The sequence below is a fragment of the Kitasatospora sp. NPDC048715 genome (assembly GCF_043198905.1).
In the GTDB taxonomy this organism is placed as follows: domain Bacteria; phylum Actinomycetota; class Actinomycetes; order Streptomycetales; family Streptomycetaceae; genus Kitasatospora; species Kitasatospora lactacystinica.
On sequence record NZ_JBICVH010000019.1, the window covers coordinates 112280 to 137616 of the forward strand.

A 25337-nucleotide genomic window follows, 5' to 3' on the forward strand; every position below is an offset into this window, starting at 1 on the left:
GACGACCGGCGGCCGGCAGAGCATGGTCATCATCGGCGGAGGGCTCGGTGGCCTGTCCACCGGCTGCTTCGCGCGGATGAACGGCTACCGCACCCGGATCCTGGAGATGCACGAGATCCCCGGCGGCTGCTGCACCGGCTGGGACCGCGGGGAGTTCACCTTCGACTGCTGCATCAGCTGGCTGCTGGGCAGCGGCCCGGGCAACGAGATGCACCAGATCTGGCTCGAACTCGGCGCGCTGCAGGGCAAGCGGATGCGCAACTTCGACGTCTTCAACGTGGTGCGCACCCGGGACGGCGGGGCGGTCTACTTCTACTCCGACCCCGACCGGCTGGAGGCCCACCTGCTGGAACTGGCCCCGGAGGACGCCCGGCAGATCCGGCAGTTCTGCGCGGGGCTGCGCAAGTTCCGTCTGGCGCTGGCCCGTTACCCCTTCCTCAAGCCGGTCGGGCTGATGGGCCGGTGGGAGCGGACGCGGATGCTCGCCTCCTTCCTGCCGTACTTCAACGTGATCCGGCGCTCGATCACGGTGCTGATGAGCGACTACTCGGCGAAGTTCAGGAGCCCGCTGCTGCGCGAGGCCTTCAACTTCATCCTGTACGAGAAGCACCCCAACTTCCCGGTGCTGCCCAACTACTTCCAGCTCGCCTGCCACGCCGGCCAGTCGGCGGGGGTGCCGGAGGGCGGCTCGCTGGGGCTGGCCAACTCGATCGAGCAGCGCTACCTGCGGCTGGGCGGCGAGATCACGTACAACACCAAGGTGACCGAGGTCCTGATCGAGGGCGACCGGGCGGTGGGGGTGCGGCTGAGCGACGGCCAGGAGGTGCGGGCCGACATCGTGGTGGCCGCCTGCGACGGCCGGACCACCATGATGGACCTGCTCAAGGGCCGCTACCTGAGCGACACCTACCGCCGGCTGTACACCCAGACCATCACCGAGCCGGGCATGGTCTTCCCCGGCTACGTGACCGTCTTCCTCGGCCTGCGCCGGCCCTTCCCGGCCGGGGACCCGTGCACCACCTACCTGCTGGAGGACGAGGTCGCCGAACGGCTCACCGGCATCCGGCACCCGAGCATCAACGTCCAGTTCCGCAGCCGCCACTACCCGGAACTGTCGCCCGCCGACACCACCGTGGTGTACGCCAGCTACTTCTGCGACATCGAACCCTGGCGGGAACTGAGCACCGGGCCGGAGCAGGAGCCCCGGGTGCGGCGCGGCGAGGAACTGCACACCCTGCCGGTCGGCCGGGGACGGGAGTACCAGCGGCAGAAGCGCCGGGTGCGCGACGCCATCGTCGAGTTCCTGGACGGCCACCACCCCGGGCTCCGGGAGGCGGTGGCCGTCAAGGACGTCTCCACCCCGCTCACCCAGGTCCGCTACACCGGCAACTACAACGGGACGGTGCTGGGCTGGCAGCCCTTCGTGGAGAGCGGCGAGACGCTGGAGGAGGAGGTCAAGCGCAACGGCCCGGGGCTGCCCGGCCTGGCGAACTTCTACCTCTCCGGGGTCTGGGCGACCACCGGCGGACTGATCCGGGCGGCGGCGGCCGGCCGGCACGTCGTCCAGTTCATCTGCCGGGACGACGGCAAGCCCTTCACCGCGGAGGTGGACGACAGCGCACCGCTGCCCACCGTGCTCATCGAACCGGTCGGCCCCGCCGACCGCCAGTTTGGAGTCACCTCGTGAGGATCGAGAAGTGGGTCGTCGGGGAGCACGTGGACGGCGTGCCGGACGTCGAGCGGATGTACCGGAAGGTCGTGGAGGAGCTGGACGTCCGGCTCGCGGCGGACGAGATGCTGCTGCGCACCCGGTACGTCTCGGTCGACCCGTACCTCCAGGGCATCGCGCTGGACACGCCGATCGGCGACCACATGGGCGCGGACTCGATCATGGAGGTGCTGGACGCCGGGCCCGCCGCGCGCTTCGCGGCGGGCGACCTGGTGCAGGGCTTCGGCGGCTGGCGCAGCCACCTGGTCAGCAACGGCGCGCCCAGGCTCTGGCAGACCGGGACGTTCCCGATGGTCTTCCCGGCCTTCCGCCGGCTGGACCCGGCCGACTACGACGAGGACCTGCCGCTGTCCACCGCGCTCGGCATCCTGGGCGGGCCCGGGATGACGGCCTGGGGGACGGTCGAGAAGTTCCTGGACGTGCGCCCCGGGGCGACGGTACTCGTCGGCGGCGCCTCCGGGGCGGTCGGCTCGCTGGTCGGACAGCTGGCCAAGCACCGGGGCGCACGGGTGATCGGGACCACGGCGTCGCCGGAGAAGACGGCGGGGCTGTGGGAGCTGGGCTTCGACGGGGTGCTGCTGTACCGCGACGGCGACGCGCCGGAGCGGCTGGAGAAGGAGCTGGCCGAGCTGGCTCCCGGGGGCATCGACCGCTACTTCGACAGCCTCGGCGGGACGCTGACCGACGTGGTCTTCGGCATGCTCGCGGTGGAGAGCCGGGTGGCCGTCTGCTGGCAGTGGGGGAGCCAGGTCGGCGGGGACTGGGCGGGGCCGCGGCTGCTGCCGATGATCATGTTCCCGCGCACCACGATCCGGGGCATCTTCTCGCTGGAGTGGTTCACCGAGGAGAACTGGGCCGCCCTGCGGCGGGACCTCGGGGCGCTGGTCCGCAGCGGGGAGCTGACCTACCAGGAGACGGTGCACCGGGGGTTCGACAGCATCCCGGCGGCCTACCGCGGCCTCTACCGGGACCGGTCGGCGAGCAAGGGGAAGGTGCTGGTCGAACTCTGAGCGTGTTCGTTCCAGGACGCCCGCGGGCCCTTCGGCGGATGTGCCGAAGGGCCCCGGCGCGCGGCCGGTGCGGGACGGTCAGTTCAGGGTGAACCAGGTGCTGCGGGACTTCTTCCACTCGGGGTGGGTGAGGTCCTTGGCGGCGGTGCCGTCGTTGTAGAGGTCGGCGGAGCCGTCGTCGGTGATCAGCTGGGCGCGGGCGCCGGGGGCGTCCAGGTCCGGGACGTTCGGGAGGGCCTCCCAGGCGCCGTAGTCGCTGGTCGGCAGGTCGATCAGCTTGGTCGGGGCGGAGCCGGGCTGACCGTTCCAGCGGTAGAGCGCGTACGGGGCGGAGTTGTCCTCGGCGGCCCAGGAACCGGCCACGATCAGGTACTGGCCGAGGTCGTTGCGCCGGATGTCACGGACGGACAGCCCGCCGAGGTCCAGCTCGACCGGGTCGCCGAAGGTCGCGTGCGCGGCCGAACCGTTCAGCAGGGACGGGAGGTTGGTGACCGGGACGAGCAGCGCCCGGCCGCCGGTGACGGCCGGGGTGAGCGGCGCGCGGAAGCCGATGTAGGCGGTGCTGGTGCTGCCGGGGGCGAACTCCAGGCCCTCGACGTTGAACCCGTCGATCTGCTTGGGCGCCTGACCGTCGGCGGCGCCGGCCGCGAAGCCGTAGCGCTTGCCGTGGGCGTTGTCCCAGCCGATCAGGTCGTCGCGCAGGCCGTCGTAGGAGCCGGCCAGGGACAGCTGGGTGTCGGCGCCGGAGCCGGTGACGGTGGTGGTGAAGACGGTGTGCCGGTCGGGCTTGACCACGCCGTCCTTGTTGTTGCCCAGCGAGCCGGTCCAGTAGATGGTGTTCCCGACCCGGGTGGCGGCCTCGATGTCGATCTCCTTGGAGACGCCGAGGGCCGAGCTGAAGTCCCAGGTGCGGATCGGCGCACCGGAGTTGTCGCGGTCGTACAGGCGCAGGGTGTTGGACTCGTCGTCGCCGACCACGATGTAGCCGCCGCCCGCGTCCACGGCGGCCGAGGCGTCGCTGGAGCCGGTCAGGTAGCGGCTGGTGGCGGAGGACTGCACGGCGGGGGAGGCCGCGTAGTGCAGGGTGCGGGTGGCGCTCTTGCCGCCGAGGCCGGTGACCTTGACGGTGAGGTCGGCGTAGCCGACGCCCTGGGCGGCGACCGCCAGGGTGCGGGTGCCGCCGGTGCCGGTCACCGTGACGTCGCCGGTGCGGGCCACGGAGCTGCGGGTGGTGGCCGAGGCGGCGACGGTCAGCGCCGAGGCCGCGGCGCCGGACTGGGCGACCGTCACGGTCACGGTCGGGTCGCCGGTGGCGCCGACCGCGCCGGACAGGTATCCGGCCGAGAAGGTGATCGTCGGGGTGCCGTACGTGACCGCGCCGGCCGGGAGGGCGGGCAGGGCGAGCACGGGCACCGCCGCGACGGCGACGGCGAGCGGCAGCAGGCGGCGGAGGGAACGCGACACGGTGGCTACCCTTCGGCAGGTGACGGGAGTTGACGGAGAGTGCAAGCCTGCTGGCGCTCGGCGAACACCGACCCTACGGAGACCCTACGAGCGTGGGCGGGCGGGCGAACAGCGGGCCTCGCGGCGGTGAAGGACCGGGCTCAGCCGGTGATTCCGGCCGCGCGCAGGCGGCGGGCGACCGCCTCCCAGTCGGGGGCGACCGGCTCGGTCCGACCGGTGCCGACGCCCTTGTCCTTGAAGCCGCTGGAGGTCGACACGCAGACCACCGGGCCCTCGGCGAGGTCCGGCTCGCCGAGGCTGCGCAGCCCCGCCAGGCCGGCCGCCGAGGACAGCTCCGTCCAGAGCCCGGCCCGGGCCAGCTCCCGCTGGGCGTCAGCGAGTTGAGCGTCGTCCACGGTCAGCGCCCGGCCACCGCTCTCCCGGACGGCGAGCACGCCCCGGTAGCCGCTGACCGGGGAGGCGATCGAGTACGCGTCACTCGGGCCGACCGTCACCCGGGCGGCCGGCAGGCCCTCGGCGATCGCCAGGGCGAGCGGCCCGGAGGCGGCCGTCTCGCAGGAGTGGATGCGCGGAACGCGGTCGGTCAGGCCCAGCCGGCGCAGCTCGGTGAAGCCCTTCCAGACGCCGAACAGCAGCTCGCCGTAGCCGGTCGGGACGAACACCGCGCTCGGCAGGCCGACGTCCTGGAAGATCTCGTACGCGACGGTCTTGTAGCCCTCGGGGCCGTACGCGTGCCCGGTGTGGGTGGTGGTCAGGTTGCTGACCGGGTGCAGGCCCAGCCGGTCGACCGCCTGGCGCAGCAGCGGCCAGCGGGCCTCCCACGGCACCGGGAGCACCACCGCGCCGTAGGCGTTGAGGAAGGCGTCGACGTTCGGCGGCAGGTCCGGGCCGGTGAACACCACGCAGCGCAGTCCGGCGCGGGCGGCGTAGGCGGCGGCCGAGGCGCCGTGGTTGCCGGAGGAGGCGACCGCGAGGCCCGGCGCGCCGACGCCCACGGCCGCGCTGGTGGTGCAGCGGTTCAGCCGGTCCTTGTGGCTCCACGTGGGGTTGCGGGACTCGTCCTTGACGTACACCCCGGGCTCGATCTCCACCGTCGGGGTGGCGCCCTCGCCCAGACCCGGTGCGAGCAGCGGGGGCAGCAGCGGAGCCCAGCGCTCCAGGCCGCCGCGCACCGGGGCGGGGGCGAACAGGCCCGCCGGGTCGGCCTTGTCGTAGGCGTAGTCGACCTCGACGGGGTAGGAGACGTCCTCGGTGCCGGTGCGCGGGCAGCCGGCGGTGAGCGGCGGCCAGAGCGGGTAGTCGAGGGCGGGGTCGCCGAGGGAGCGCTGGCCGGTCGCGAGGGAGTCTTCTGCTGACATGCCAGGAGACTAGCCGGGCGGCCGCCGTGCGGTCCGGCGGTTGGCGGGCCGCGGCGGGAACCCGTTCGTGGCGGTACCGGTTCCGGCCGTTCGGGGGAGGAGTCAGCCCTGGCGGACCGCCGAGATGTCGAACTCCAGGACGACCTTGTCGCCGACCAGGACGCCGCCGCCCTCCAGCGCCGCGTTCCAGGTGACGCCGTACTCCTTGCGGCTGATGGTGACCGAGCCCTCCAGGCCCACCCGCAGGTTGCCGTACGGGTCGACGACGTTGCCGGTGTACTCGAAGTCGATGGTGACCGGGCGGGTGGTGTCCTTGATGGTCAGGTCCCCGGTGACCCGGTAGTCGGTGCCGGAGCGCACCTCGACCGCGGTGGAGCGGAAGGTGATGTCGGGGAAGTTCGGCGCGTCCAGGAAGTCGTTGGTGCGCAGGTGCTGGTCGCGCTGCTCCACGCCGGTGTCGATGCTCTCGGCCTTGATCACCACCTGGCCGGAGGAACCGGACGGGTTGCCGCCGTCGAGGTGGGCGGTGCCCTCGAACCGGTGGAACGCGCCGCGGACCTTGGTCACCATGGCGTGGCGGGCGACGAAGCCGATCCGGGTGTGGGTGGGATCGAGGACGTAGTCGCCGGTGAGCTCGGAGAGGTTGGCGGTCATGGTCGGCATGCCTCCTGGTGCGGGGCCCGGGTCTCGGCCCGGGGGTGGTCGGGCGGTCCCCGGACCACGCTAGGGGCAGTTCCCGCGGGCCGCGCGTCGGGTCGGGTCTGAGTGGGGGGCGGGGTGGGAAGGCTCGCGGAGTACACCGGAGGAGCGAAGGGGCGAGGGGGTCGCGATGGACAGTGGCGTACGGGCGATGGTCGACGCGGTGGACGAGGCGCGGCGGAGTGACCGGCGGCCGGTGCCCCTCGCCGGGGGCACCGGCCGCGTCGGTCAGCGGTGGCTCGGGAACTGGACCACCTGCTGGTAGGTCGGGCGGTTCTGCCAGGTGGTCCTGTCGTCCGTCACGCCGCCCAGCGGTCGCTGGATGATCGTGTCGGCGCACCACTGGTCGCCGGCCGAGCAGTCCGCGTCGCCCGGGTAGACCTGGGCGGAGGTCTGGGCGGCGGCCTGCTTCAGGGTGTTCAGCAGGACGGTCCGGCAGGCCGCGAGGTCGCCGCCGCCGCAGAACGGCCGGGCCAGCGGGCCGGCCACCTGGTCGCCGAGGACGGCGCGCAGGTCCTTGTCCAGATAGCTCCACCAGCCGTACTGGAAGGCCGAACCCTTGTGCGGGATGGCCTCGTTGGCGCTCACCGGGCCGGTGGCCGAGCCGGTCTGCCCGCCCGAGGGGGACTCGTTGATCTGGAGGGCGCCGGTCAGCGCGCCGAACAGCGGGTCACCGAGGCCGGGCCGCATGACGCCCTCGGCGACCAGCGGCCACCAGGCGTCCATCACCCGGATCGCGGTGGCGTCCGCGTAGCCGTGGCTGCCCGCCGAAGTCTCCTTCCGCAGGGCGCCGTTGGCGAGCCAGGCCTCCAGCTGCTGCAGGGCGGTGAGGGCGGCCTGGTCGGTGACGGGCGCGCTGCGCAGCACGCGGATCAGGTCGGGCAGCACGTCCTCGGCCCGCAGGTCGGCCAGGGCGGCGCTCTCCATGGCCTGGGTGAGCGAGACCCGGCTCGCCCTGCCGCCGTTCCTCAGCAGGGACTTGACCCGGTCGTCCAGCAGGTTGCCGCGGTGCACCGAGCCGTTGCCGAAACCGGCCGAGGTGAAGCCGTTCGCCTGCTTGTTGTTCCAGGAGATGTAGTAGTCCTGGTTGACGGACTGCGGGTGCTCGGCCGCCGGGGTGTACCGGGCGGTGTTGGCGACCGGGTCGAAGTCGGCCCACTCGTAGGAGGGTTGGGCCTGGACGGGCAGCCCCGGGTCCACCCCGGGGGCGCGGACCGGGTTGCTGCCGGAGTTGTAGTACGCGATGTCGCGCGAGTCGGCGTAGAACCAGTTGAAGGTGTAGTTGATGTCCTGCGCGGCCCGCTGGAAGCCCGCCGCGCCCTGCACCGCGCCCGGGTCGTTCAGCTCCTGGAAGCCGATGATGGAGTCGGCCTCGTGCCGGTAGGTGGAGCGCAGCGAGGTGAAGGCGACGGGCGCGCCGCCGACGGTGCCGCGGGCGCTGACCAGGCCGTACCTGGAGCGGTACATCACCAGGGTGTAGGAGCCGGCCGGGGTGGAGTCGGCGGTGGTGGGCTTCCACGCGTTCTTGCGTTCCAGCCGGTCGAAGGGCAGGCACTGGCCGTGCCACAGGTAGGAGTTGGCGGCGGTGGTGACCGGGGAGCCGTCGGTGGTGCAGAGCGGGACGGCGTAGGTGTCGGTGATGTCCTGACCGGCGGAGGTCGCGCTCCAGGCGTAGTCCTGGCCGCGGCCGAGCTGCACGTAGAAGCTCAGGCCGGCGAAGGCGGCGCCGCGCGCGCTGATCCCGGGGCCCTGGATCTCCTCCAGCATCAGCAGCTGCGGGGCGAAGTAGCCGGTCTGCGGGCCGAACACGGCCACCGGGTGGCCGTCGTCGGTGTGCGCGCCGGAGACCAGCAGGGCGTTGGACATGCCGTGCTTGGCGGTCAGCAGGTTTCCGGGCAGGACGCCGTTCGCCTTGGTGGTGGCGGAGCTGCCCGAGCCGGTGGCGTCGTAGACGACCCGCTCGGGCACCACCGAGCCGGGGTCCGGCAGCGCCGCGCCCTGCGGCTGGTCCGGGACGGTCGCGTACGGGAAGCTCTGCCCGTCGTGCAGGGTCTGGACGGCCTCCGGGTCGTCCGCCTCGCGCAGCGACTTCCAGACCGCGTCCCCGGCGTCCTTGCCGTACCGGGCCTCGGCGGCCGACTTGACCTGGGCGGAGGCCAGTTCGCCTCCGCCGCCGGAGCCGAACAGCGCGCCGACCACGGAGGCGAGGGCCACCAGGTCGGTCAGCTTGAACGGCTCGATCGAGCCGGCGTTGGTGATCGGGTCGATGTGCCCGGTGAGGTCGTACTCGCCGGGGAAGGTGCGGGCGTTGTAGGACTCCTTGGCGTACTGGTTGATGCCGTCGAGGTAGGCGTTGGCGTCGGCGAGTGCCTGGGTGGCCCGGCCGCCGCGGGCGGCGATGGCGTCGATCTGCTGCTGCAGCTCCGCCTCGGTGTACGGCGCGGCCTGCCAGAAGGTCTGCTCCAGCTGGCGGTTGGCGGCGGCGCCGCCCGCGAAGCCGGACAACTGGCCGCGGCCGACGTGCCGGAAGAGGTCCATCACCCAGAGGCGGTCCTGGGCGGCGGCGTAGCCCGCGCCGAACTCGGTGCCGTAGCGGGTGGTCCCGGAGATGTGCGGGACGCCGGTGGCCTTGTCGCGCACGATGGTGACGTCCGGGCGCGGGCTGGTGGTGCTCGCCACCTGGTCGGCGGGGACGCCGAAGGAGGCGTCGTTGAAGAAGTCGCGCAGCTTGGCCTCGGTCAGGCCGGGGTAGCCGGAGGCGAGGGCGGCGTAGGGGCCGAGCTGGTCGTCGGTGTGCGCGGGGCGGGTGCCGAAGGCCCGGTTGAGCAGGATGTCGGCGAGGGTGGCGTTGCCGTTCTCGCCGGGCGGCAGGATGTCGGCGCAGTGGCCGCCGCAGTAGTCGTCGGCGGCGGCGGTCGTCGCCGGGGTGGGGGCGGCGGTGGCGGTGGGGCTGGTGGTCAGGGCGGCGGTGACGAGCAGGGCCGAGGCGAGGGCGGCGGCCGGGAGTCGGAGGGAGCGGGGGCGGGGGCGCTGGCGTGAACGCAAGGCGGACTCCTCCGTCGAAGTCTCACGGAAGAGTCGACGGTAGGGGTGCTACTGGCCGGTTGGCTAGTGGCGTGCATGCCATTTTCTGTGCGGGGGCGCGGAGTTGGGGCGTTCGGGTTGCGGGTTGCGGGTTGCGGGTTGCGGGGTCGAGGTGCGAGGCCGGGCTTCGGGATCGAGGCGCGGGGTCGGGGTGTGCGGGCGGTGCTGTCCCGGGAGCCGGCCGAGGTGGCGGCGACGGTGCCGGGCCCGGTGCCGCGGGTCCCGGCGGTGGAGCGGCCGGGGAAAGGCGGCGCCGCACCCGCCGGGCTCAGTCCGGAGGTGCGGCGCCGGGTCGGCGGGGCCGGGTCAGGGCTTGAGCACCAGGCGGATCGGGTTGCCCTCCTTGCGCTCCAGCGCCTCCACCGCGCGGGCCGCCTCGGCCAGCGGGAAGGTGCCGCTCACCGAGCGGGAGAAGTCGAGCCGGCCGCCGCGGACCAGGTTGACCAGGTCGACGACGTCCTGGCCCTCGGAGCCGTAGTGGCCGCGGATCTGCTGGCGCAGGTAGCTGACCAGGGTGCCGTTGGTGACGGTCAGCGGCTTGTCGGTGAGGCCGACCAGCACCAGGCGGCCGTGCTCGCCCAGGGCGGCCATGGCCTGCTCGCGCACCGGGGCGACCCCGGCGAAGTCGAAGGCGGCGGACAGCGGGCGGCCGCCGGTGGCCTCGCGCAGCAGCTGGGCGAACGCGGGGTCGGTCGGGTCGAGGGCCGCGTCGGCGCCGAAGGCCAGGGCGCGCTCACGGGCGGCCGGCAGCGGGTCGACGGCGACGATCGGGAAGGCGCCGATGGCCCGCAGCAGCTGCACGCCGTGGGCGCCGAGGCCGCCGACGCCCCAGACGCCGACCGCCTCGGCGGGCCGCACGGCGCCGGTGGCGGTGATGGCGGCCCAGGGGGTGGAGACCGCGTCGGGGATGAAGCAGGCCTGCTCGAAGGGGAGTTCGTCCGGAATGGGCACCAGGGTGGTGGCGGTGGCGAGCGCGTACTCGGCCCAGCCGCCGTCGTAGTCCACGCCGCGGGTGTGCACGACGCCGTCGCGGTTCTCGCCGGCCTGCAGCAGCACCCGGTCGCCGACGGCCGCGGTGGTCACGCCCTCGCCGAGGGTGTGCACGGTGCCCGCGACCTCGTGGCCGAGGGTGACCTTGTCGCCCTTGAGGAAGAGCGGCTTGAGCATGCCCTCGATCAGGTGGACGTCGGAGAGGCAGACGCCGGCGGCCTCGACCTTGATCAGCACCTCGCCCGGACCGGGCGCCGGGACGGGGACCTCCTCCACGGCGAAGGCGCCCTTGGCGACGTCGAGCCGGCCGGCGAGCATCGTGGCGGTCATCAGGACTTCCCTTCTCGCGGGGGCGGCGGGCCGGGGAGTGTCCGCCGCTCCGGAAGTTACTTGTTATCCAACAAGCAAGTTCACCGTAGCATGGTGGCATGTCTACGCACGATGAGGGCCGAACCGGCGGACCCGGGACGCTCCGGGAGGCGCCCGCGCGCCGCACCCAGGCCGAACGGCGGGCCCGGGCCGAGTCCGCGCTGATCGCCGCCGCCGCCCGGCTGATCGCCGAGCACGGCAGCACCGGGGTCACGCTGGCCGGGGTGGGGGAGGAGGCGGGCTTCAGCCGGGGCCTGGCCACCCACTACTTCGGGTCGAAGGCCGCACTGCTCGCCCGGCTCCAGGAGGCGGCGCTGGCCGAGGCGATGGCGGCGGCCGCGCCGGAGCGCAGCGGGGCGGGCGCTGTGGACGAGCTGTGCGGGTTCGCGCGCGGCTGTCTGGAGGGCGTGCGCAACCCGACCGACCTGGGCCGGGCCTTCGTGGTGCTGGGCGCGGAGGCGCTCGCCGGGGCCTCGGAGCTGACCGCCGCGGTGGCGGAGCTGGACGCCCGGACCCGGGAGTGGGCGGCCGAGGTGGTCGGGCAGGGGCAGCGGGACGGCGAGCTGCGCCCCGGCGTGGACCCGGGCGCCTTCGCGCTGGCCTTCGTGGGGCTGCTCAAGGGGCTGGTGGTGCAGGCTGCGGCCGCTCCGAAGGTCTTCGACGTGGGGCTGGCGGTCGCCGAGTCCGAGCGCTGGATCCGGCTGGCGCTCACGGCGGGCTGAGGGCGCGCGGGACGGGCGGGGCGGGCGGCCGGGGGAGAGCGGGGCGGAGTCGGCACCGCCGCACGGCGGCCGTGCGGCGGTGGGTGGCGGGCGGCGGTGCGGGTGGCCCGCTCCGGAGTGGGGTCAGCCCCGGCGGGCGGGCGAACCGCGGCGTGCGGGCGGCACGATGCGCACCCGCTCGGTGGCGGGCGCCTTTTCGAGGTCGTCCAACTGGGCCAGGACGGTGGCGCGCAGGTCGTCGTCGTCCTCGAAGTGGTGGTCGTTGAAGAGGGTGTAGCCGGACCACATCAGGTTGGCGCAGACCCGGGGCGGGACCTTGCCCGTCGCGGCGCCCATGCCGACCAGGGCGACGGACCGGATCGAGCCCGGTCGCAGCCGGTTCTGCCGGTGGACGGCCTGGAAGGCGGCGGCGCAGGCCAGGGCGACGTTCAAGGTCTCGCTGACGTTCTGCGAGGAGGTCCGCATGGTCGGGGCCGATATCAGGAACGCCGGGTTGACGGCGCCGGACGGGACGCAGACCGCGCTGCCGACCGGGAGGCTGCCGGCGTGCTGCTCGCGGATCGCCTTCTGGACCCGCAGCTGGATGCCCGCGCCCAGGTGGCGCTTGATCGCGGCGTCCGTCCCGCCGTCCATCCGGCCGCGGGAGTTGGTGGGGCTGACCCAGGCGTCCGCCTTCGCGGTGAGCAGCGAGGCGTGCCGGATGTCGATCCCGGGGACGTCGGCGAAGGCCGCCCGCCAGGACTCCACGACCGTCGCGTTGAGGTCGGTCAGCACCACCTTGAGCGGCGGCTCGGTGCGGTCCGTGGTCATGCTGGGCTCCTGTCGGTCGGGGGTGCCCGGTGGGCCGGTTCCTTGGTGACACCGACGAAGCTAGCGCCCGGCACTGACAATCCGTCCGGGCCCCGTCGGCACCCCGTCGGCACCTCGCCCGCGCCGGTCGGCGGCCGGTCGGCGCGGGCCGGACTGTCGGACCCTGCTGGTAGGACTGTGGTGTCCGCCAGGGAAGCTGACGGTCCATCACCTGCCGTTCGTCTGACATTCGTACGGTCCCGACCAGCCGGAGTCGCACCACCATGAGCGCTGTCGACACCCCCGCCACCCAGCCCGACCCGAACGACCCGCTCGCCCTCGCCGACCTCTTCACCGGCGGCGGCGAGCCGTGGCTGCCGCTGCTGAAGCCGGTGATCGAGGCGCAGCCCGGTGCGGCCTCGTTCATCGGCCCGGGCCGCGGCCCGGAGGTCGTCCCGGTCCGCGAGCTGACCTTCCAGGCGCTCAAGCCGCACGCGCCGCACCGGTGGAAGGTCGTCGTCTTCGGCCAGAACCCGTACCCGCGGCCGGAGAGCGCCACCGGCATCGCGATGTTCGACAACACCTTCCACGACTGGAAGGACAGCCAGTTCGGCCGGGTGATCAGCATCCGCTGCCTGATCAAGGCCGCGGCGATGTGGAAGTACGGCATCCCCAAGAAGACGCCGATCGCCGACATACGGGCGCTGCTGAAGAAGCAGGAGACGGTCCAGCCGCCGGAGTGGTTCCAGGCGATGCTCACCCAGGGCGTGCTGCTGCTGAACGCGGCGCTCACCGCGAGCAGCGACGGCGCGATGGGGCCGGACGAGCACACCGGGTTCTGGCGGCCGGTCGCCGAGCGGATCGTCGAGGAGATCCTCCGCGCCAAGCAGCGGGCCGCCGAGGAGGACCGCTACGTGGTCTTCGCCTGGTGGGGCGCGCACGCCCGCAGCCTGAAGAACGTCGTGCTGCGGCTGCAGGAGAAGTACCCCGAGGTCGAGGTCCGCCACATCGACCACGCCAACCCGGCGGCCCAGGGCGACATCTTCTGCGACGGCGAGCACTTCGCCACGGTGAACGCCGCCCTGGCCTCGCTCGGTGCCGACGAGGTCGACTGGCTGCCCAGCACGGGGTGGAACGCGCCGTCGGCGCAGGGCGGCGGGGCGGAGGCCGGGGTCGCCGAGCGGATGGGTGCCTTCATCGCCTCCACCATGGAGCTGCACCAGCTCTATCTGGACCGACTCGCCGGGGTGAAGGACGAGGGCCTCGTCCTGCCGGCGATCACCGGTGTGTTCGACACCCCGCCGACGGGCTTCCGGGAGGCGGTGTCGCCGGTCGCCGAGCTGCTGCGCGGCCTGGACCGGCACGTGTCGCTGTCGCACGACTTCGGCAAGCGGCGGGCGGACGAGGCGGCCACCGGCCTGTCCGCCGACGAGATCGCCGCGCTGTACCTGTACACCTGCGAGTCCGCGTTCTACCGGGAGATCAACGCGGTGCTGCGCTCGCCGGACCGCAGCCGGCTGGTGCCCTACCTGCCGTACCTGCGGCTGCTGTTCGCGGCGGTGTCGCGGCTGCCCGTCCGCACCGCGCCGCTGTGGCGCGGGGTCTCGCTGGACCTGCGGCGGCAGTACCCGCTCGGGAGGACGGTGACGTGGTGGGGCGTCTCCTCCTGCACCTCCGAGCTCGGGGTCGCGCGGTCCTTCCTGGGCAGCTGGGGCAAGCGGACGCTGTTCGAGGTGCGTCCGGTGCGGGCCGCCGGCATCAGGAACTTCTCGGCGTTCACCGGCGAGGAGGAGTTCATCCTGCTGCCCGGCACGCAGTTGGAGGTCACCGACGTCCGGGCGGAGCGCGGCGGCCTGTGCACCGTGACGCTGACCGAGCTGGAGGAGGCGCCCCTGGTGTCCTGAGGCGCCCGGGCCGAAGCCGCCCCCTGGAGCAGCAACCAAGTCAGTATTTTTACTGAGTTAAGTTATGCTGGACTCCGAACGGCGGACGAGCCCGTTGTGCGGGAAGGGGCGCGAACGATGACCTCGAAAATCCGGAACCTGGACGGCGAACTGGAACGGGAGCGGGCCTACGTCGAGGTCTGCCGGGTCGCGATGGCCCGGCAGGTCGAGGACGCGGGCCACCAGGTCGTCGCCGCGGAGGACGTCTCCGGTGACGGTGCCAGCGCGGAGGCGCTCGGCCGATACCTGCGCACCCGCGCCAAGCGGATGAAGGAGCTGCCGGAGAGCCCGTCCTTCTTCGGCCGCCTCGACTTCGCCGACACCGCGGAGGCCGGGGAGCACCGGCGGCAGCACTACTACGTGGGCCGCCGGCGGATCTCCGAGGACCCGACGGTGCCGCCGCTGGTGGTCGACTGGCGGGCCCCGGTCTCCCGGGCGTTCTACCGGGCGAGCGCCCACGCCCCGCTCGGGCTCGCGCGGCGCCGCCGGTTCGGCTGGGCGCCGTGGAGCCTGGGCGCGCCGGAGGAGCTGACCGGGCTGGAGGACGAACCCCTCGGCGCGGACGGCGGGCACGGCCCGGCGGTGGGCGTCGCGGCGGGCGACGGCGCGGCGGACGGTGGCGCGGCGGACGGTGGCGCGGGTGGTGCCGGCGGCATTCTGGCCGCCGAGATCGAGCGGCCCCGCACCGGCCCGATGCGGGACATCGTCGCCACCATCCAGCCCGAACAGGACGTGCTGGTGCGGGGCGAGCTGAGCGAGTCGGTCTGCGTGCAGGGCGCGCCCGGCAGCGGCAAGACCGCGGTCGGGCTGCACCGCGCCGCGTACCTGCTGTACAGCTTCCCGCAGCGGATCCAGCGCGGCGGCCTGCTGGTCATCGGCCCCAACCGGACCTTCCTGCGCTACATCGCCGAGGTGCTCCCCGCGCTCGGCGAGATCGACGTCACCCAGCGCACCGTCGAGGACCTGGTCGCCACCCGGCCGGTCGCCGCCGTGGACGACGGGCGGGCCGCCGCGGTCAAGCAGGACGCGCGAATGGCGACGGTGCTGCGCCGGGCGCTGTACGGCCGCATCCGGGCGACGGGCCCGGAGCCGCTGGTCGTACCGGACGGCTCCTACCGGTGGCGGGTGCCCCCGGAGCGGCTGGAACGGACGGTCGCCGAACTGCGCGAGCAGGCGCCGCCGTACGCGATCGGACGGGAGAGCCTGCGCACCCGGGTGGTGGCGATGCTCCAGGACCAGGCCGAGCGGCGGACCGGCGTCCGGTCCGGCGCCTGGTCGCGGAAGATCGGCCGCTGCGGGCCGGTGGCCGCCTTCCTGGAGGCGGCCTGGCCGAATCTGCGCCCGGAGGCCGTGGTCGCCGCGCTGCTGAGCGACTCCGCCCTGCTGGCCGAGGCCGCCGACGGGGTGCTCGGCCCCGAGGAGCAGGCGGCGATCCTGTGGCGCCGGCCGCCGCGCTCGGCGAAGAGCGCCAAGTGGTCCGAGCACGACCTGATGCTGCTGGACGAGGTGGCCGGCCTGATCGAGCGCCCGGCCGGCTTCGGCCACGTCGTGGTGGACGAGGCCCAGGACCTCTCCCCGATGCAGTGCCGGGCGATCGCCCGCCGCAGCGCCTTCGGCTCCCTGACCGTCCTCGGCGACCTCGCCCAGGCGACCGCCCCGTGGGCCGCCCGAAGCTGGCCCGAGCAGCTCGCCCACCTGGGCAAGCCGCAGGCCGCGGTGGTGCCGCTGACCACCGGCTTCCGGGTCCCGGCCGCCGTGACGGCCCTCGCCAACACCCTGCTGGGCGCGCTGGACGTGGACGTGCCGCCGGCCGTGTCGCTGCGGCAGGACGGGGAGCTGACGGTGCGGCGGGTGGCCGGGGGCGGCCTGGGCGGAGCGGCGGTCGCGGCGGTGCGGGCCGCGCTGGAGCGCGAGGGCTCGATCGCGGTGATCGCGGCGGACGGCGCGGTGGCGGAGGCCGCCGAGGCGCTGCTCGCGGCGGGTATCCCGACCGGGGCGGCCGAACAGGTCGGCACCACTGCGCGGGTGACGGTGCTGCCGGCCTCGCTGGTGAAGGGGCTGGAGTACGACCACGTGGTGGTGCTGGAGCCGGCCGCCATCGTGGAGGCCGAGGCGCGCGGCCTGCACCGGCTGTACGTGGTGGTGACGCGGGCGGTCTCCCGGCTGGACGTCCTGCACTCCCGTCCGCTGCCCGCGCCGCTGGGCGGGTGACGGCCCGGCGGCGGAGGCGGGCGGGGAAGGCCGGGCGGACGCGGCCGCCGGCCATGACCCCGTGCCCATCGGAAGCGGCGGCCGACCGGTGCCGGCACCCCTGCTGACCTCCTCACTCGTGCCCGGACCAGCTCCGGACAGCTGGATATCCTGAACACATGAGCGACAACCTTCCCCCGTGTCCGCAGTGCTCCAGTGAGTACACCTATGAGATGAACGCCCTCATGGTCTGCCCCGAGTGCGCCCACGAGTGGGTGCCCGGCGGCGGTGACCAGGCCGGCGTGCCGGCCGGCGAGCGCGTGATCAAGGACGCCGTCGGCAACGTGCTGAGCGACGGCGACACCGTGACGGTGGTCAAGGCGCTGAAGGTCAAGGGCAGCGTCTCCGGCATCAAGGCCGGCACCAAGGTCCGCAACATCCGCCTGGTGGACGGCGTCGACGGGCACGACATCGACTGCCGCATCGAGGGCTTCGGCGCCATGCAGCTCAAGTCCGGCGTGGTCAAGAAGGCCTGATCCGCGGGCCCCCAGCGGCCGCGCCCCGTCGAGGAGATCGGCGGGGCGCGGCCGTCGCGCTGTCCAGGGCCGGTCGGGGGTGGAGTCGCCGCCCGGATTAGTTGTAGCATCACAATGATTACAACAATACAACTAACTCTGGAGCGTTCGTCATGCCCGATGCCGCTCGACCGCGGCCCTGGCTCGTGCTCGCCATCTGCTGCATGAGCCTGCTGATCGTCAGCCTCGACAACACCATCCTGAACGTGGCCCTGCCCGCCGTCCGGCGCGACCTGGACACCACGGTGTCCGGCCTGCAGTGGACGGTCGACGCCTACACCCTGGTGCTGGCGAGCCTGCTGATGCTCTCCGGCTCGACCGCCGACCGGATCGGCCGCCGCCGGGTGTTCCGGATCGGACTGGTGGTGTTCACCGCGGCCTCCCTGCTGTGCAGCCTGGCCCCCGGGCTCGGCTGGCTGATCGCGGCGCGGATGCTCCAGGCGGTCGGCGGATCGATGCTCAACCCCGTCGCCATGTCGATCATCAGCAACACCTTCACCGACTCCCGGCAGCGCGCCCGGGCGATCGGCGTCTGGAGCGGCGTGGTGGGCATCAGCATGGCCGCCGGGCCGATCATCGGCGGGGCGCTGGTGGAGTCGGCCGGCTGGCGGGCGATCTTCTGGATCAACGTCCCGATCGGCCTGGCCGCGCTCTTCCTCACCACCCGCTACGTGCCGGAGTCGCGGGCGGCCCGCACCCGCCGGGTGGACCCGGTCGGCCAACTGCTGGTCGTCGTCGTGCTCGCCGCCCTCACCTACGCGATCATCGAGTCGCCGGAGCGCGGCTGGACCTCGCCCGTGGTGCTCGGCTGCGCGGCGGCCTCCCTGGGCGCGCTGCTGGGCCTGCTGCGGTACGAACCCCGGCGCACCGACCCGCTGATCGACCTGCGGTTCTTCCGCTCCGCGCCCTTCTCCGGCGCCACCGTCATCGCGGTCGCCGCCTTCGCCGGCCTCGGCGGCTTCCTCTTCCTCACCTCCCTGTACCTCCAGGACGTCCGCGGGCTCGACCCGCTGCACGCCGGACTGTTCATGCTGCCGATGGCGGTCATGTCGCTGCTCACCGCGCCGCTGTCCGGCCGGATGGTGGCCGCCCGGGGGCCGCGCACGCCGCTGCTGCTGGCCGGGGCGGCACTGACCGCGAGCGCCGTGCTCCAGGCGGTCGGCTACTCCGAGCACCTGCCGACCTGGCTGCTGGTCCTCGCCTTCCTGCTCTTCGGCACCGGCTTCGGCCTGGTCAACGCGCCCATCACCAACACCGCCGTCTCCGGGATGCCCCGCTCGCAGGCCGGGGTGGCGGCGGCGGTGGCCTCCACCAGCCGACAGGTCGGCCAGTCCCTGGGCGTCGCGGTCACCGGCGCGCTGATGGCCGGCAGCGCCCTCGCGGACCCGGCGGCCTTCACCGGGGCGGCCCGGACGGCATGGTGGATCATCGCCGGCTGCGGCGCCGCCGTGCTGGTCACCGGTACGCTCACTTCCGGCCGCTGGGCCCGGGCGACGGCCGAGCGCACGGCGCGGCGGCTCGCCGCCGAGGAGGCGGCCGAGGGAAGCACGGAGACGAAGGAGACGGTGGACGCCTGATGGAGCGCCTCGACACCGGTGGGCACCCGGAGGGGAGCGGGACGGACGCCGCGACGGCGGCCCGGGTCTGGCAGGGGATGTACGCGCTCGTGCTGGAGCGCCACGACCGCCGCAGGACCGTCGCCGAAGCCCTCGGCATGAGCTTCAGCCGGGTCCGGGCGCTGCGCCGGCTCGCCGCCGGCCCGATCACCCTGCGGGAGCTGGCCGAGCGGCTGACCGCCGACCCGCCGTACACCAGCGTCATCGTGGACGACCTGGTGCGGCGCGGGCTCGCCGAGCGCATCACCAACCCGGCGGACCGGCGCTCCAAGCTGGTCCACCTCACCGAGGAGGGCGAGGCCAAGGCCGCGCTCGCCACCGGGATCCTCGCCACGCCGCCGGACGCGCTGCTCGCGCTGCCGCCGGAGGACCTCCGCGCGCTCGACCGGGTGGTGGCGAAGCTCCTGGACTGAGGGCTGCCGCCCGACGCGGCGGGCGTGGATCCGGGAGTCGGGACACCGGTCGCGGGTGGTCCGTGTTCTCCGCGAGGACGGAGACGGGCACGCATGAGTCCGGGCCGCTGTTCCCGTTCCGCCGCCGTTCCGCCGTTCCGCCGTTCCGCCGTGCTGCCGTGCTGCCGTGCTGCCGTGCTGCCGTGTTGCCGACCGCCGGGACCCACTGCCCTTGACGGTCCGTCAGTCTCCGTTCTCCGCAGGCCCGCACGCCGATCGTGCGGGCTGTTCGGGAACTGTTCCGCCATCGCCATCGCCATCGCCGTCGGCGACGCCCGGATCGCCGGGCGCCGGGCGTGCCGGCCGGCCGTCGGACTTCCGGCAGGCGTCGGGTCAGCCGTCCGAGCGTCGCAGCAGGTAGGTGTCCATGATCCAGCCCTTGCGCTCCCGGGCCCGCTCACGCAGCTCGCGGATGCGCGGGGCGGCCTCGGCGAGCGGACCGGAGACGAGCACCTCGTCGGGGGTGCCGAGGTAGGCGCCGTAGTGGATCTCCAGCCCCTCGGGGTCGATCCCGGCGAAGGCGGCCCGGCCGTCGAGCATCACCACCACGTCGTCCACCCCCTCGGGGAAACCCTCGGCGAGGCGGCGGCCGGTGGTGATCTGCACCGGCCGGCCGACCCGGGTCAATGTGGTGCGGTGCCGGGCGGCGAGCGCGGAGACGCTGCTGATGCCCGGGACCACCTCGTACGCGAAGGGCACGCCGCCCCGGTTCGACACGTCGTCCACCACGGCGATGACGCTGTCGTAGAGGGCGGGGTCGCCCCAGACCAGGAAGGCGCCGTTCTCGCCCGGGCCGAGGTGCTCGGCGACCAGCCGTTCGACCAGATCGGCGCGGCGGACGCGCCAGTCGTCCACGGCGGCCGCGTACGCGGGGGTGGCGCGGTCCCGTTCGGCGTCCGGCGCCGCGACCACGCGGTGCCCGGGCCGTCCGTGGTCGGCCAGCATCCGGCGACGCAGCGCGATCAGGTCCTGCCGTTCCTCGCTCTTGTCGAGGATGAAGAAGACGTCGGTGCGACCGATCGCCTTGACCGCCTGCAGGGTGAGGTGGTCGGGGTCGCCCGCGCCGATGCCGATGACGAAGATGTGCCGCATGGGAGCCATTCTGCCGTTCGCCCCCGGGTGCGCCGCCCGGGGCCGGGCGCGGAGCCCGCGTCTCACCACGCGGACGCCTTGCGAGATTTCCGCCTCGACGCCGACGGTTTGCCCCTAAGCTGGCGGTGCAGCTGGTTCGCCCTGTCCGCCAGGCAGGTGCGTCGCAAGAGGGAACCCGGTGGGAATCCGGGACTGCCCCGCAGCGGTGAGTGGGAACGACCGCCGTCATACGCACTGGACCCGGGACGGGTCTGGGAAGCGACGGCCAGTAGGTGTCCGCCCCGGTTTCGGCCGAGGTGGGTGTGCCCGCGAGTCCGAAGACCTGCCACTGCCCGTGCGCGAGCGTTCGCGCGCGGCCATCCGGTGACCTCGTGGGCGGGTCGGCGACCACATCGGGCGGAGCCGCGCACGGGTGCGGTCGTCCGTCCGGTCCGTCATCCCTTCGCGTCCTCGTGCCGTCACCGGGCACTTGAGGATCCAGACTCGCGAAGGAGAGTCCCTTGACCACGAAGTCCGCAGCCGCGGCGAGCGTCGCCACCGCCCACGGATACCCCCGTCAGGGCCGGGGCCGTGAATTGAAGAAGGCGATCGAGGGGTACTGGAGGGGCGCGGTCGCGGCCGAGGCGCTGCTGGCGACCGCCGCCGACCTGCGTCGGACGAACTGGGCGCAGCTCGTCGAGGCGGGGGTCGCGGAGGTGCCGACCGGCGACTTCTCGCTCTACGACCACGTGCTGGACACCACGGTGGCGGTCGGCGCGATCCCGCCGCGGCACCGGGAGGCGGTCGACGCCGACCCGCTGGCCGGGTACTTCGCGATGGCGCGCGGCAACCAGGACGTCGCCCCGTTGGAGATGACCAAGTGGTTCGACACCAACTACCACTACCTGGTACCTGAGTTGGGCCCGGACACGGTGTTCGCCGCGAACCCGGCCAAGGCGGTCGGCGAGCTGCGCGAGGCGCTGCTGCTCGGCCACGCCGCCCGGCCGGTGCTGGTCGGGCCGGTCAGCTACCTGCTGCTCGCCAAGCCGGCGCCCGGGGTGGCCGCCGACTTCCAGCCGATCACCCTGCTGGACCGGCTGCTGCCCGTCTACGCCCGGCTGCTGGCCGAGTTGCGTGCCGCCGGCGCCGCGTGGGTGCAGCTGGACGAGCCCGCGCTGGTGCAGGACCGCACCCCGGCCGAGCTCAACGCGGCCGCCCGCGCCTACCGCGAGCTGGGCGGTCTCACCGAGCGGCCCAAGCTGCTGGTCGCGAGCTACTTCGACCGGCTCGGCGAGGCGCTGCCGGTGCTGGCCAAGGCCCCGGTCGAGGGCCTGGCGCTGGACTTCACCGGCCCGGCCGCCGCCAACCTGGAGGACCTCGCCGCCGCCGGCGGCCTGCCCGGCAAGCGGCTGGTGGCGGGGGTGATCGACGGGCGCAACATCTGGATCAACGACCTGGAGAAGTCACTGGCGACCCTGGCGACCCTGCTCGGCCTCGCCGGCACCGTCGACGTGGCGCCGTCCTGCTCGCTGCTGCACGTGCCGATCGACGCCGCCGCGGAGCGCGACATCGACCCGCAGATCGCCCGCTGGCTGGCCTTCGCCCGACAGAAGGCCGGCGAGGCGGCACTGCTCGCCCGGGGCCTGCGCGAGGGCACCGGCGCGATCACCGCCGAGCTCGCCGCCAACCGCGCCGACCTCGCCTCCCGCGCCAACTCCCCGATCACCCGCGACCCGGCGGTGCGCGCCCGCGCCGCCGCCGTCACCGCCGACGACACCCGGCGCGCCCAGGCGTACCCGCAGCGGGCCGAGGCCCAGCGCGCCCGGCTCGGGCTGCCGCTGCTGCCGACCACCACCATCGGCTCCTTTCCCCAGACCGCCGAACTGCGCACCGCCCGGGCCGATCTGACGGCGGGTCGGATCGACGCCCCGGCCTACCGGGAGCGGATGGAGGCGGAGGTCCGCGAGGTCGTCGCCTACCAGGAGAAGGCCGGGCTGGACGTCCTGGTGCACGGCGAGCCCGAGCGCAACGACATGGTCCAGTACTTCGCCGAGCAGCTCACCGGCTACCTCGCCACCCGGCACGGCTGGGTCCAGTCGTACGGCACCCGGTACGTGCGCCCGCCGGTGCTGGCCGGGGACATCTCCCGTCCGCACCCGATGACCACCGACTGGTTCCGCTACGCGCAGGGCCTGACCGACCGCCCGGTCAAGGGCATGCTCACCGGCCCGGTCACCATGCTCGCCTGGTCCTTCGTCCGCGACGACCAGCCGCTCGCCGACACCGCCCGGCAGGTGGCCCTCGCCCTGCGCGACGAGGTCGTCGACCTGGAGGCGGCCGGCGCCGCCGTCGTGCAGGTCGACGAGCCGGCGCTGCGCGAGACCCTCCCGCTGCGGGCCGCCGCCCGCCCGGCGTACCTGGCCTGGGCCACCGAGGCCTTCCGCCTCGCCACCTCCGGCGTCCGCGCGGACACCCAGATCCACACCCACATGTGCTACGCCGAGTTCGGCGCGATCATGACGGCGATCGACGAACTCGACGCGGACGTCATCTCCCTGGAGGCCACCCGCTCCCACATGGAGGTGGCCGGCGAGCTGGCCGAGGCGGGCTATCCGCGCGAGGTCGGCCCCGGCGTCTGGGACATCCACTCCCCGCGCGTCCCCAGTACCGACGAAGCCGTCTCGTTGTTGCGCGCGGGCCTGGCGGCGATCCCGGCGGAGCGGCTCTGGGTCAACCCGGACTGCGGGCTGAAGACCCGCGGCTGGACGGAGACCCGGGCCTCGCTGGAGAGCCTGGTCGGCGCCGCCCGCCTGCTGCGCGAGGAACTGGCCGGCTGACGGCGGCCGGGGTGGGCGCGGCAAGGCTGCCGCGCCCACCCCGGTCCCGGTCGGTGATCCGGCTCGCTGGGGAATCGATCCATCCGCACCCCGTGAACCTGCGAATCCCGCGAACCGGCGTGGTGATACCTTCGCAACCGCCGCCCGGACCGGTCGGCGCCGCAGCCGAGCGAACGGCCACCCCGACCGGCCCCGGCTGTCGGACCTGCGAGCGGACGGACCGCGTCCGGCGGGCCGGGGTGCCGTACCCGGTGGAGGGGGAGTGGGCGTGGACGACGGTGCGGTACGGGTGGGGCGGACGGTACGGACCGAGGACGGCGCCTGCCGCCACCTGCTGGTGTGGCGGGCCGGTCCCGGCTGGCGGATGGTGAGCAGCGCGGTGCTCGGCGGCGGGCTCGGGGGCCGCGGGTGGGTGCTCAACGCCCAGGTGCGGCCCGGCTATGCGCGAATGGACCCGGCCGAGCACCTGGCCGAACTGGCCGCCGCGGAAGGGCTGACGGGCCCGGGCGTCGGGCTGATGACGGCGGCCCCGGTGGACGACTGCACCCGGGCCGAGGACGGCGGTGTCACCGCGCTGGTGACCACCGGGATCGGTGTCGCGCTCTGGGCGGCCGACCCCGCCGCGGCGCCGGCCGAGTACCGGCCCGGCACGATCAACATCCTGGCCGTGGTGCCGGCCGCGGTCGCGGACGCCGGACTGGTCAACCTGCTGGCCACCGCGACCGAGGCCAAGGTCCAGGCCCTGCTGGACGCCGGCTACGACTGCTCGGGCACCCCATCCGACGCGGTCTGCGTGGCCGTGCGCGCCGCGTCCTCCGACGCCCCCGCCGACCCCTTCGGCGGCCCGCGTTCGCTGTGGGGGGCGCGGCTGGCCCGGGCGGTGTACCGGGCGGTGCGGGCCGGTGCCGAGCTCGACCGCGAGCGCCGGGCCCGCGGGGAGCCGGAGCCGCATCCGCTGGCGGTGCCCGGCTGCCGCGTCGCGGACGTCCGCGGAACCCGGCCGGCCACCGTGCCGGTCGCGGGCCTCCTGCCCCGGTGATCGACGGGCCGGGCCCTATGCGACCCAGCCGGAGGTGAGGCCCTGGACGGCCGAGCCGTCGAGGTCCTTGAGCTTGACCCCGGCGAAGGCCCGGGCGGCGTCGGAGGTGAGCATCCGGAAGGCGGGACGCTCGGCGGCGAGCAGGTCGAGGATCCCGGCGGCCACGTCCTCGGCCGCCTGGGCGTTGGCGAAGGCGCCGCGGGTGCGGTCCAGGTAGGCGGCCAGTGCGGGGGCGTACGGCCCGGCCTGTTCGGCCGCGTCGTCCGTCAGGCCCACGTTGCTGACGAACTCGCTGGCCACCGCGCCCGGCTCGACGACGCTGACGGAGACGCCGGCGGTGGCCGCGACCGGGGCGAGGGACTCCATGTAGCCCTCGACCGCGAACTTGGCGGCGCAGTAGGCCTCGTTGAAGGGCTGGCCGACCACGCCGCCGACGCTGGTCACGGTCAGCACGCGGCCCTTGCTCGCCCGCAGCAGGGGCAGGGCGGCCTTCGTGACGTGCAGCACCCCGAAGAAGTTGACCTCCATGACGGCGCGGACGTCGTCGACGCTCTCCTGCTCCAGGGTGCCGATGTGGCCCGCGCCGGCGTTGTTGACCAGCGCGTCCAGCCGGTCGACGCCGGCCAGGCAGGCCTCGACCGACGCGGGGTGGGTGACGTCGAGCGTCCGGAGGTCGACGGTGACCCCGGCCTCCTCGGCGGCCGCCAGCAGCGGGCCGGCCTTGGCGGTGTTGCGCATGGTGGCGATGACGTGCCAGCCGGCGCGGGCGGCGGCGACGGCGGTGGCCAGGCCGATGCCGGAGGAGGTGCCGGTGATCAGGACGGTCCGGTCGCTCATCTCGCTGGACTCCCAGTGCTTATGGATCATAACCAATATGATCCATAACTATGTGGGCTGACATTTCACTTTGTCAAGCACCTGGATAGTCTGGTGGTCATGTCCCACCCACCGGATGACCTCACCCAGGAGATCGTCGGACTCTTCGCGGCCGTCAACCGCCGCTACGGCCGGGAGTCCGAGGCGGCCGCGGCGGCCCACGACCTGACCGCGCTGCAGGCCAAGGCGCTGCTCGCCGCCGAGGCCCCGGTCCCGACGCGCCGGATCGCCGAGCGGCTGCACGCGGAGCCGTCCAATGTGACGGTGATCGTCGACCGCCTGGAGTCCCGCGGCCTGGTCGAGCGCAGCGTCGACCCCGCCGACCGTCGCGTCAAGCACGTCGCCGCCACCGCCGCCGGCCGCGAGGTCGCCGCCGATCTGCGCGCCCGCATGCCCTTCGCCGGCGACCCGCTGGCCCGGCTCGACGCCGAGCAGCGCGGGGCGCTGCGCGAACTCCTGCGGCTGGTCCTGGAGGCATGACGGCGGACCCCCGGGCGACTGCCCGGGGGTCCGCCGTTCACAAC

The 25337-nt window shown here is 74.0% G+C and carries 19 protein-coding genes and 1 riboswitch; of the genes, 11 read left to right on the plus strand and 8 right to left on the minus strand.

Annotated elements, in window-relative coordinates; all coding sequences use genetic code 11:
• The first annotated feature begins 22 nt into the window (after positions 1-22).
• Positions 23-1687, plus strand: coding sequence for an NAD(P)/FAD-dependent oxidoreductase (locus ACGFSC_RS31760; RefSeq protein ID WP_359898345.1), 1665 nt, complete (start codon positions 23-25; stop codon positions 1685-1687).
• Positions 1684-2739: an NADP-dependent oxidoreductase gene (locus tag ACGFSC_RS31765; protein ID WP_359898336.1), complete on the plus strand. Its 1056-nt coding sequence runs from the start codon at positions 1684-1686 to the stop codon at positions 2737-2739. Before ACGFSC_RS31760 ends, ACGFSC_RS31765 begins: the two co-directional genes overlap by 4 nt.
• Before the next feature lie 78 nt (positions 2740-2817).
• Here ACGFSC_RS31765 and ACGFSC_RS31770 read toward each other — a convergent pair whose 3' ends face one another.
• The 5 genes from ACGFSC_RS31770 to ACGFSC_RS31790 form a co-directional block, all read right to left on the minus strand.
• Positions 2818-4203 (minus strand): hypothetical protein, encoded by a 1386-nt coding sequence (locus ACGFSC_RS31770; protein WP_380356937.1) that lies wholly within the window; start codon positions 4201-4203, stop codon positions 2818-2820.
• A 140-nt stretch (positions 4204-4343) separates the two neighbouring features.
• Positions 4344-5561 carry a pyridoxal-phosphate dependent enzyme gene (locus tag ACGFSC_RS31775; RefSeq protein WP_359898335.1) on the minus strand — a complete coding sequence of 406 codons (1218 nt, stop codon included), beginning with the start codon at positions 5559-5561 and terminating at the stop codon, positions 4344-4346.
• A gap of 102 nt (positions 5562-5663) precedes the next feature.
• Positions 5664-6215, minus strand: coding sequence for a YceI family protein (locus ACGFSC_RS31780; protein ID WP_359898343.1), 552 nt, complete (start codon positions 6213-6215; stop codon positions 5664-5666).
• Positions 6216-6488: 273 nt separating this feature from the next.
• Positions 6489-9305 (minus strand): penicillin acylase family protein, encoded by a 2817-nt coding sequence (locus ACGFSC_RS31785; RefSeq protein ID WP_359898334.1) that lies wholly within the window; start codon positions 9303-9305, stop codon positions 6489-6491.
• Between the two features lie 345 nt (positions 9306-9650).
• Positions 9651-10664, minus strand: coding sequence for a zinc-binding dehydrogenase (locus ACGFSC_RS31790; protein WP_359898333.1), 1014 nt, complete (start codon positions 10662-10664; stop codon positions 9651-9653).
• 98 nt (positions 10665-10762) lie between these two features.
• Here ACGFSC_RS31790 and ACGFSC_RS31795 point away from each other — a divergent pair, with 98 nt between their 5' ends.
• Positions 10763-11425 carry a TetR family transcriptional regulator gene (locus ACGFSC_RS31795; RefSeq protein ID WP_359898332.1) on the plus strand — a complete coding sequence of 221 codons (663 nt, stop codon included), beginning with the start codon at positions 10763-10765 and terminating at the stop codon, positions 11423-11425.
• 123 nt (positions 11426-11548) lie between these two features.
• Here ACGFSC_RS31795 and ACGFSC_RS31800 read toward each other — a convergent pair whose 3' ends face one another.
• Positions 11549-12235: a macro domain-containing protein gene (locus ACGFSC_RS31800; RefSeq protein WP_359898331.1), complete on the minus strand. Its 687-nt coding sequence runs from the start codon at positions 12233-12235 to the stop codon at positions 11549-11551.
• A gap of 263 nt (positions 12236-12498) precedes the next feature.
• Here ACGFSC_RS31800 and ACGFSC_RS31805 point away from each other — a divergent pair, with 263 nt between their 5' ends.
• From ACGFSC_RS31805 to ACGFSC_RS31825, 5 genes are all read left to right on the plus strand, one after another.
• The gene (locus ACGFSC_RS31805) at positions 12499-14118 is read left to right on the plus strand and encodes an ADP-ribosyltransferase domain-containing protein (protein WP_359898330.1); all 1620 of its coding nucleotides are present in this window, start codon (positions 12499-12501) and stop codon (positions 14116-14118) included.
• A gap of 117 nt (positions 14119-14235) precedes the next feature.
• Complete coding sequence (locus ACGFSC_RS31810; protein ID WP_359898329.1) at positions 14236-16368, plus strand: AAA family ATPase; 2133 nt, start codon at positions 14236-14238, stop codon at positions 16366-16368.
• Positions 16369-16526: 158 nt separating this feature from the next.
• Positions 16527-16883: a zinc ribbon domain-containing protein YjdM gene (locus tag ACGFSC_RS31815; RefSeq protein WP_359898328.1), complete on the plus strand. Its 357-nt coding sequence runs from the start codon at positions 16527-16529 to the stop codon at positions 16881-16883.
• A gap of 152 nt (positions 16884-17035) precedes the next feature.
• Positions 17036-18499 carry an MFS transporter gene (locus ACGFSC_RS31820; protein WP_359898327.1) on the plus strand — a complete coding sequence of 488 codons (1464 nt, stop codon included), beginning with the start codon at positions 17036-17038 and terminating at the stop codon, positions 18497-18499.
• A complete protein-coding gene (locus ACGFSC_RS31825; RefSeq protein WP_359898326.1) occupies positions 18499-18951 on the plus strand; it encodes a MarR family transcriptional regulator in 453 nt (150 codons plus the stop codon). The genes ACGFSC_RS31820 and ACGFSC_RS31825 overlap by 1 nt, the downstream gene beginning before the upstream one ends.
• 372 nt (positions 18952-19323) lie before the next feature.
• Here the strand turns inward: ACGFSC_RS31825 and cobF are convergent, their stop codons facing one another.
• The gene (gene cobF / locus ACGFSC_RS31830) at positions 19324-20082 is read right to left on the minus strand and encodes a precorrin-6A synthase (deacetylating) (protein WP_359898325.1); all 759 of its coding nucleotides are present in this window, start codon (positions 20080-20082) and stop codon (positions 19324-19326) included.
• Between the two features lie 115 nt (positions 20083-20197).
• A riboswitch (cobalamin riboswitch) is annotated at positions 20198-20427 on the plus strand.
• A gap of 155 nt (positions 20428-20582) precedes the next feature.
• On the opposite strand from cobF, the gene metE reads away from it, so the two are divergent.
• Complete coding sequence (gene metE / locus ACGFSC_RS31835) at positions 20583-22898, plus strand: 5-methyltetrahydropteroyltriglutamate--homocysteine S-methyltransferase (RefSeq protein ID WP_359898324.1); 2316 nt, start codon at positions 20583-20585, stop codon at positions 22896-22898.
• Positions 22899-23166: 268 nt separating this feature from the next.
• The gene (locus ACGFSC_RS31840; protein ID WP_359898323.1) at positions 23167-23937 is read left to right on the plus strand and encodes an adenosylcobinamide amidohydrolase; all 771 of its coding nucleotides are present in this window, start codon (positions 23167-23169) and stop codon (positions 23935-23937) included.
• Between the two features lie 15 nt (positions 23938-23952).
• Here the strand turns inward: ACGFSC_RS31840 and ACGFSC_RS31845 are convergent, their stop codons facing one another.
• Positions 23953-24804, minus strand: a complete 852-nt coding sequence (locus ACGFSC_RS31845) for an SDR family oxidoreductase (protein WP_359898322.1) — start codon at positions 24802-24804, stop codon at positions 23953-23955.
• Positions 24805-24873: 69 nt separating this feature from the next.
• Here ACGFSC_RS31845 and ACGFSC_RS31850 point away from each other — a divergent pair, with 69 nt between their 5' ends.
• On the plus strand, positions 24874-25293 hold the full coding sequence (locus ACGFSC_RS31850; protein WP_359898321.1) for a MarR family transcriptional regulator: 420 nt from the start codon (positions 24874-24876) through the stop codon (positions 25291-25293).
• The last annotated feature ends 44 nt before the right edge of the window (positions 25294-25337 follow it).